6 protein-coding genes are annotated in these 7,778 nt (G+C 35.7%); 5 read left to right on the top strand and 1 reads right to left on the bottom strand.

The features are described 5' to 3' along the window. Positions 1-411: 411 nt before the first annotated feature. The 5 genes from CXF67_RS03155 to CXF67_RS03135 all read left to right on the top strand — a co-directional run bounded on the left by CXF67_RS03155 (position 412) and on the right by CXF67_RS03135 (position 7,112). Positions 412-660 carry a hypothetical protein gene (locus CXF67_RS03155; RefSeq protein ID WP_102087428.1) on the top strand — a complete coding sequence of 83 codons (249 nt, stop codon included), beginning with the start codon at positions 412-414 and terminating at the stop codon, positions 658-660. 211 nt (positions 661-871) lie between these two features. Further along, the gene (locus CXF67_RS03150) at positions 872-2,089 is read left to right on the top strand and encodes a DUF4856 domain-containing protein (protein ID WP_102087427.1); all 1,218 of its coding nucleotides are present in this window, start codon (positions 872-874) and stop codon (positions 2,087-2,089) included. 23 nt (positions 2,090-2,112) lie between these two features. After that, positions 2,113-3,240 (top strand): imelysin family protein, encoded by a 1,128-nt coding sequence (locus tag CXF67_RS03145; RefSeq protein WP_180957882.1) that lies wholly within the window; start codon positions 2,113-2,115, stop codon positions 3,238-3,240. After that, positions 3,240-4,604 (top strand): HTTM domain-containing protein, encoded by a 1,365-nt coding sequence (locus CXF67_RS03140; RefSeq protein ID WP_102087425.1) that lies wholly within the window; start codon positions 3,240-3,242, stop codon positions 4,602-4,604. The genes CXF67_RS03145 and CXF67_RS03140 overlap by 1 nt, the downstream gene beginning before the upstream one ends. A 72-nt stretch (positions 4,605-4,676) precedes the next feature. Then, a complete protein-coding gene (locus CXF67_RS03135) occupies positions 4,677-7,112 on the top strand; it encodes a TonB-dependent receptor domain-containing protein (RefSeq protein WP_102087424.1) in 2,436 nt (811 codons plus the stop codon). 234 nt (positions 7,113-7,346) lie between these two features. Here the strand turns inward: CXF67_RS03135 and CXF67_RS18060 are convergent, their stop codons facing one another. Next, on the bottom strand, positions 7,347-7,499 hold the full coding sequence (locus tag CXF67_RS18060; protein ID WP_180957881.1) for a glycine zipper domain-containing protein: 153 nt from the start codon (positions 7,497-7,499) through the stop codon (positions 7,347-7,349). Positions 7,500-7,778 lie beyond the last annotated feature (279 nt).

Here is a 7,778-nt window from a genome sequence, read left to right as displayed (position 1 = left end):
TTTTAAAAACTCTTTACAAAATGCAGCTATTATAAAAAATTATTTGGGTTGCACAATTTTTACTATCTCCTTTGAAATTTCTAATAAGGGATAGCATAAGCGACTTGAATAATTTAAAAGATAGGTGATAGCTTGGGAAAATTCTTTAGAAAAGTTACTTCCGAACTATGATGAATTTTATTATTTGAAATTTCTAATACTCCGGGATAGTGGTATTTGATGTTAAACAGACTAAAATCATTGAGAATTCCCAAGTTTTTGTCAAAAAGGAGCTAATTCGATGTCACTAAATTTTATGATTTATTTTTCGGCTTGCAAACCCTCAAAAAATGAAAACCTGGATAGTTCCTCTTTCTACGTAAAATAAAAACCTCAACGGAAGTTGACTGACATCGCCTTTTTAGGCGAGGCATGCTTTTCAAGTCTTGCTCAAGATTTTCTACCTTAGGGATTATTGGAGATGGTTCTTCTTTCTTCGTAAAGGGAAACTCATCATTTAGAAATAAAGTGAAGCAACCGTTTGTAGTGGTCATTTATTGCGACATTATAGGTTTAAATTGGTATAGTAACTCATTGATGGAATCAGGTTGTATCATCAATTTCAATACCTATAGTGGTGGACTTCCACCACTATTGAATTCTTCAACTGTTTTTCTTTAATCCTATAATTTCATCGGTTACATTTAAATTTTAAAACTGAAAAAAAGGCGAGCTCTAGCTGAATAGTTCAAGACTTATTAACTCTAACACTATTAAAGTTTAACATTATTTTTATTAAGATTTAATCTAAATAAATTTGCGCAAGTCAGTTTTACATTTATATTTGCGCTTTTATTAGTCGACTATTTAAATTCACTCTAAATAACTTAAAATGAAAAAATTATTTTTATATCCCTTAGCTCTAACTTCTTTTTTATTCTTCTCTTGTGATGATGATGATAATAGTCCTGAGACTCAAAATGAAATCACAACACCAACGGAATATGTTTTTGAACGTGACGGAGTGTCTACTGTAAGTTTTAGTGGTCAAACCACCAGAATCCAAATGGCTGAAGAAATGATTCCTGCCTTTTTTGAACCGTCCACTAGTACAGTCGAATCTTTAAATGCTATGTACACCCACGAAGAAGGCGCTAATAATTTTTCTAATAACACGCTGAACAGTTCAGGTAAAAATATAAAAAGTAAAGTAGCCACTTCTATCGATTTCTTTGCTTCCAACACTGTAAAATCTGCTAAAATACAACAAGATTTTGAAACATTCATAGCAGGCCAAGTAAATGAAGTTTTCCCTGCGTGGAATTCTGTAGCAGAACCCGGCGTACCTGGTCAGATTGCTGAAGGTACCACCCCTCGATACATCAATGCCAAAGGACTAGAATACGATCAAGCTTTTGTAAAAGGATTGTTAGGTGCTTTGATGACAGACCAAATGTTAAACAATTATTTTAGCACAGCTGTTTTAGATGCTGGACAAAATATTGAAAATAATACAAATGAAGTCACAGAGGAAGGAAAGGCTTATACAACCATGGAACACAAGTGGGATGAAGCTTACGGTTATATTTTCGGAAATGCTCCTGACGCGGCAAATCCATTGTTTAGCCTTGGTGAAGATGACAACTATTTGAATAAATATTTGGGACGTCAAGCAGGAGATCCAGATTTTGAAGAGGCTCCTCAACGAGTATTTGATGCTTTTGCCTTAGGTCGTGCGGCTATTGTAGCGAAGGATTATGAACTAAGAGACGGGCAAATAGAAATAATCCGTAAAGAAATTTCAGAAATGATAGGCATTAGAGCAGTGTACTACTTACAAATAGCAAAAATTGGATTTAACAATGGCGATATAGGGGCAGCACTTCACGATCTATCTGAAGGTTATGGATTTGTTTACAGCTTGCGTTTTACAAGAAATCCAGACACAAACGCGCCTAATTTTTCAAGCGAAGAAGTTGATGGGTATTTAACAGAAATGCTTGAAAGTTCTGATCATGGCTTGTGGGATATCTCTTTTGAAACCCTAGACGAGCTTTCTAATACAATAGCTGCAAGGTTCGATTTCACTGTAGAGGAAGCAAATAACTAATTCGCCTACCAAAAAAAATGAAAATGAAAAAATATATTATAGTAACCCTAATAACTTTAGGTGCTTTAGTAACCTACTCCTGTTCTGACGATGATACTGTAAATCCAGAGGAGGGAACAAACCTTAACTTTGATCGTGGCGTAATGTTAATTAATTGGGCGGATAACATCATTATCCCTTCTTTTACTGATTTTGAAACTAAAACAAGTGCTCTTGAAGTCGCAACGCAAACCTTTGTAGATAATCCAACTACTGTTAATTTAGAATCCTTACAATCCAGTTGGTTTAATGCTTATATAAGTTTTCAAGAGGTGTCGATTTTTGAAATAGGCAAAGCTGAGGAAATTAGTTATAGAGATAGGCTAAATGCCTATCCTACCAGTGTCTCAAAAATAGACGATTACATAGAAAATGGAAATATCAATTTTGCTCTCCCATCTTCTTTTGATGCACAAGGATTCCCCGCTTTAGATTACCTCTTGTACGGTTTAGGTGAGACCAATGAAGAAACCTTAGGTTTTTACACAACTCATACCAATGCTGACTCTTATAAAACTCTAATAAGTCATGTTTCACAAACGATTCACTCGCTAACAGAAGAAGTGGTTACAAGTTGGACTGGTCCATTTAGAGATTCCTTTGTTACAAATACAGCTTCTTCAGTCAACGGGTCTGTAGATAAATTGACCAATGATTTTATTTACTATTACGAAAAGTCTCTTCGCGCAGGAAAGGTAGGAATCCCAGCAGGTATTTTTTCTAACGATCCTTTACCACAAAATGTGGAAGCCCTATATAAAGGTGATGTCTCCAAAGAGCTGTTGTTGGCTTCTATTGAAACAACACAAGACTTTTTTAATGGAGAGCATTTCGATGGCACTACCGCAGGAGTTGGTTTTAAAGATTATTTAAATTTTTTAAACTCCATTAAAGGAGGAGATGATTTAAGTGTTTTGATCAATCAACAATTTAATATAGCTGAGGAGAAGGCGAAAACCTTAAATGACAATTTTACTATCCAAATTGAAAATGATAACAATAAAATGTTAGAAACCTATAATGAATTGCAACGTAATGTCGTTTTCATCAAAGTAGATATGTTACAAGCATTAAGCATTGATGTGGACTATGTAGACGCTGACGGCGACTAATGAACAATAAGTTCACAACATATTTTAAGCAGCAAGTAGAGGCCGCCCCTTTGGCGGTCTTTCGCGTTTTCTTTGGAGTGATGATGCTCTTTAGTGTCATACGCTTTTGGTCCTATGGATGGATTGATAAGTTATACCTTCAGCCTTCCTTTTCTTTTAGTTATTATGGTTTTGAGTGGATACAACCCTTGGGAATCTATACCTATGGACTATTCGCCATCTGTGGTATATCAGCTTTATGTGTAGCCTTAGGCTTTAAATATAGAATAGCTGTTATCCTTTTCTTCTTGAGTTTTACGTACATAGAACTGATGGATAAAACCACTTACCTCAATCATTATTACTTTGTGAGTTGTGTGAGTTTTATGATGATTTTTCTTCCAGCTCATCGTTATTTTTCTATTGATGCTTATCGCAATACTTCACTAGCTTCATTTACTGTTCCTCAATGGACTATAGATAGTCTAAAGGTAATGCTGACGGTTGTTTATTTTTTTGCGGGCCTAGCAAAACTCAATAGCGATTGGTTAGTGGAAGCTATGCCTCTCAAAATATGGTTGCCTTCAAAATATGATATTCCACTCTTAGGGGATTTAATGCAACAGGAATGGGTGCATTACGCATTTAGTTATGGAGGTGCAGGCTATGATTTACTCATCCCTTTTTTGTTATTCTATAAACGCACCCGCTGGTTTGCTTTTGCTGTAGTGGTTGTCTTCCATGTGTTAACCAGAGTGCTGTTTCCTATCGGTATTTTCCCTTACGTCATGATTGTGAGCGCGCTTATCTTTTTTGATGCGTCCGTACATCATAAAATACTTGCTTTTATAAGTAGGGTGTTTAAAATTTCAAAAGAAAAAATAGATGGGTTGGCTTTTTGTTCAACAAAACAATCAATTTCAAGAATCGCCCCTATCACTATAGCTGTTTTTTTATGCATCCAAACTCTTATACCATTACGCTATCTTGCCTATCCTGGTGAGTTATTTTGGACTGAAGAAGGCTATCGGTTTTCATGGCGAGTCATGTTGATGGAAAAAGCAGGTTATGCACAATTTACGGTAAAAGACACCCAATCTGGAAAACAATTTGCCATAGACAATAGGGACTTTTTAACCCCTTTCCAAGAAAAACAAATGAGTACGCAACCCGATTTTATTTTAGAATACGCTCATTTTTTAGGAACTCATTTTGGAGCACAAGGCCATCAAAACATAGCGGTATTTGTAGAAAGTTATGTCGCGCTGAATGGTAGATTGAGTCAACCCTATATTGATCCCAAGATAGATTTAATGCAAGTAAAAGATAGTTTTGCACCAAAAGATTGGCTTTTGCCATTTAATGATAAAATAGAAGGACTATAGTCGAGTCTTTACAGCATTTCTAAAAATGAGGCCATCTAGCTGCAAGGATCAAAAACATCACAATAAAACCTTATGCAATTGAGAATATTAATCAGTATTTTTTTATTAGTTCTAAATTTTCACGCTTTCGCTCAATACTCCATCTCAGGCACCATAGATTCAGCCATAGACCAATTACCTATTGCCAATGCCGAGGTATATAATATAACTTTATCTACTTCAGTAAAGACAAATGAAGACGGCGAATATATTTTTCAAAATCTTCCTGCGGGTACCTATACTATTGCGGCATTTGCTTTTGCCTTTGATGTCTTTGAAATATCAAAAGAAATTGACACGAATACAAGACTTAATTTTGAATTACAACCTTTGGGCGAGTCTTTAAGCGAAGTCGTTATTACAAAGCGAAAAGAAAAGATTTTTGCTTTAAGGCAATTAAGAGATGTGGAAGGTACTGCCATTTATGCGGGTAAAAAAAGTGAAGTCGTAGTGATAGATAACCTTACCGTAAATCTTGCTAGCGGAAACGCACGCCAAATTTATGCACAGGTAATGGGGCTTAATATTTATGAAAATAATGATGCAGGACTACAACTAAATATTGGCGCACGTGGTTTAAACCCTAATAGGACAGCTAATTTTAATACCCGTCAAAACGGCTATGATATCAGTGCAGATGTGCTAGGCTATCCAGAGAGTTATTATACACCCCCTGCTGAGGCCCTTGAAGAAATCCAAATAGTGAGAGGTGCAGCTTCGTTACAATACGGTACGCAGTTTGGCGGGCTTATTAATTTTAAATTAAAAAAACCCAATCCCAACAAAAAAATTGAATGGATTTCTAGGCAGTCTGTGGGGAGTTATGATTTGTTTACAAGCTTTAATAGCGTGAGTGGCACAGTGGGTAAATTTAGCTACTATGCCTTCGGCAATTATAAAAATGGAAATGACTTCAGACCTAATTCTCAATTTGAATCTTTTACAGGTTTTGCACACCTAGGATATCAATTTTCAGAAAAAACCAAAGCGGTATTTGAGTTTTCCTCTTTAAATTATTTGGCTCAACAACCCGGTGGTTTAACCGATAAACAATTTGAAGAAGACCCAACTTTTAGTAACAGAACGCGTAACTGGTTCAAAGTAGATTGGAAATTATATGCGCTAAAACTCACCCATGATTTTTCAACAAAAACAAAAGCTAGCCTAAATATTTTTGCCTTAGACGCTTCTAGGGAATCGGTTGGTTTTAGAGTAAACAGAGTATCGCAAGCAGACGACCTAGACGCCCCTAGAGAGCTCATTGTAGGTGCTTTTAAAAACTGGGGAGCTGAGGGTAGATTTTTAACAGAATATAGTTTGTTTGATATGCAAACAACAGCACTTCTGGGAGCAAAATTTTATCAGTCTAATAACGTATCTCAACAAGGCCCTGGAACAACTAATAGTGATGCCGACTTTAACTTTGCCTTAGATGAATTCCCAGATTATGAACGTCAAAATCAATACACATTTCCCAATACCAATGTCGCCTTGTTTGGAGAGCAAATTTTCAATATTGCAGAAGGATTTAAAGTAACTCCAGGAGCCCGTTTCGAATATATTAACACAAACGCGGAGGGGTTTTATAAAAACATCAATCTGGATAACGCAGGCAACCCCATTCGAAATGAAACCATTGAGGAAAACAGGAGTTTTGAGCGTAATTTTTTATTGCTTGGGCTAGGCATTAGCTATGATGCCTCAAAAAGTATGGAGTTTTACGGAAATGTGAGTCAAAATTATCGTTCAGTAACTTTTGATGATATTAGAGTTGACAATCCATCCCTAGTCATAGATGAAAACATTAGAGATGAAAATGGATACACCTTTGACATAGGTGCAAGAGGAACTTTTAGACGCTTAGTGCGGTTTGATATTGGCGCTTTTTTATTGAGCTATAATGATCGTTTAGGGGTAGTCAACACACGAGGGGAGTTTGGCGGTGTAGTACCCTTTAGAAGTAATATAGGAGATGCAGTAAGTTATGGAATAGAGTCTTTTGTGGATTGGAACATCAACGAAACTTTTTTCAAAAAAGAAGATTATAAGCTTAATGTGTTTTCTAATTTGTCGATAACTGAAAGTGAATATATAAGGTCAGAATTTAATAACGTCAAGGGGAAAAAAGTAGAGTTTATCCCTCTTGTGAATTTCAAAACAGGGATGGGCTTTGGGTATAAAAACTTTTTAGGACGTATTCAATATACCTACTTAAGTTCTCAGTTTACAGATGCTTCAAATGCCGAAAGAGATTTTGATGGCGCTAGTGGTATTGTAGGTGAAATCCCTTCTTATGGAATTCTAGATGCTTCTTTTCAGTATACGTACAAGCAATTTACACTAGAGACCGGTGTTAATAATGTCCTGAATAATAGTTATTTTACAAGACGCGCGACAGGCTATCCAGGGCCAGGCATTATACCCAGCCAGCCAAGAACCTTTTATGCGTTGCTAGAATTTAGATTGTAATTCTGAGCACATCATAAGCCTTCACCTCTTATAAATAGAGATCGCTTTTATGCTATTTGTTTAAATCAATTTAAAACGTGGAGTTATACCGGCGTCCCGATTCTAAATCAAGAATATCTCGCTTATTTTAAGGAGGAAGTTGGAATAGACGGACTAGAAGGTTCCTATATCGTAAAGGATAAAATGAACAAATGCTGGAAAGGTAAAATGAGTAACCTAAAACGTTACAATTTATTATTTATGTGCAGTTTTAAGGCTTGTAAACCTGCAAGCAGGTACTGTTGCTACTCCAACACCAAGCCATAAACCTAGATTGTCGGTGGCAACTCCAATTGCAGTTCCAATTCCAATGGCTATTCCCACAGCTAATTTATTTCCTTTTTTCATATAGTTTTTTAATTAATTATCATTTTGATATGATTGGTTAAAAAAAATTCCATGTTTATCCCCATTAATTTTATTGCATATTGCTTTGAAGTGTTTCATTTTCCAACAATTGTCGCTAACGTTTAGTCCATAAAAAGTAGCAGATTTTAAGGTACTGACCTTTCAGTTTAAAACTAACTTTAGATCTATAAATTTCACTTTCATTTCAGCGCTTAGACCGCTATTTTTTATATATCGAGTTATATGATGCCTTTTATAACAATTTAAACCTATAATGTC

Origin of the sequence: Psychroflexus sp. MES1-P1E (assembly GCF_002836055.1) — a bacterium.
GTDB lineage: Bacteria > Bacteroidota > Bacteroidia > Flavobacteriales > Flavobacteriaceae > Psychroflexus.
The sequence above is the reverse complement of the archived record's forward strand: the minus strand, read 5'-3'. Positions and strand labels throughout refer to the sequence as shown.

Bases quoted from the DNA above. Each gene is read 5' to 3' on its own strand.
- CXF67_RS03155 (WP_102087428.1), top strand. From the start codon at position 412: ATGCTTTTCAAGTCTTGCTCAAGATTTTCTACCTTAGGGATTATTGGA.
- CXF67_RS03150 (WP_102087427.1), top strand. From the start codon at position 872: ATGAAAAAATTATTTTTATATCCCTTAGCTCTAACTTCTTTTTTATTC.
- CXF67_RS03145 (WP_180957882.1), top strand. From the start codon at position 2,113: ATGAAAAAATATATTATAGTAACCCTAATAACTTTAGGTGCTTTAGTA.
- CXF67_RS03140 (WP_102087425.1), top strand. From the start codon at position 3,240: ATGAACAATAAGTTCACAACATATTTTAAGCAGCAAGTAGAGGCCGCC.
- CXF67_RS03135 (WP_102087424.1), top strand. From the start codon at position 4,677: ATGCAATTGAGAATATTAATCAGTATTTTTTTATTAGTTCTAAATTTT.
- CXF67_RS18060 (WP_180957881.1), bottom strand. From the start codon at position 7,499: ATGAAAAAAGGAAATAAATTAGCTGTGGGAATAGCCATTGGAATTGGA.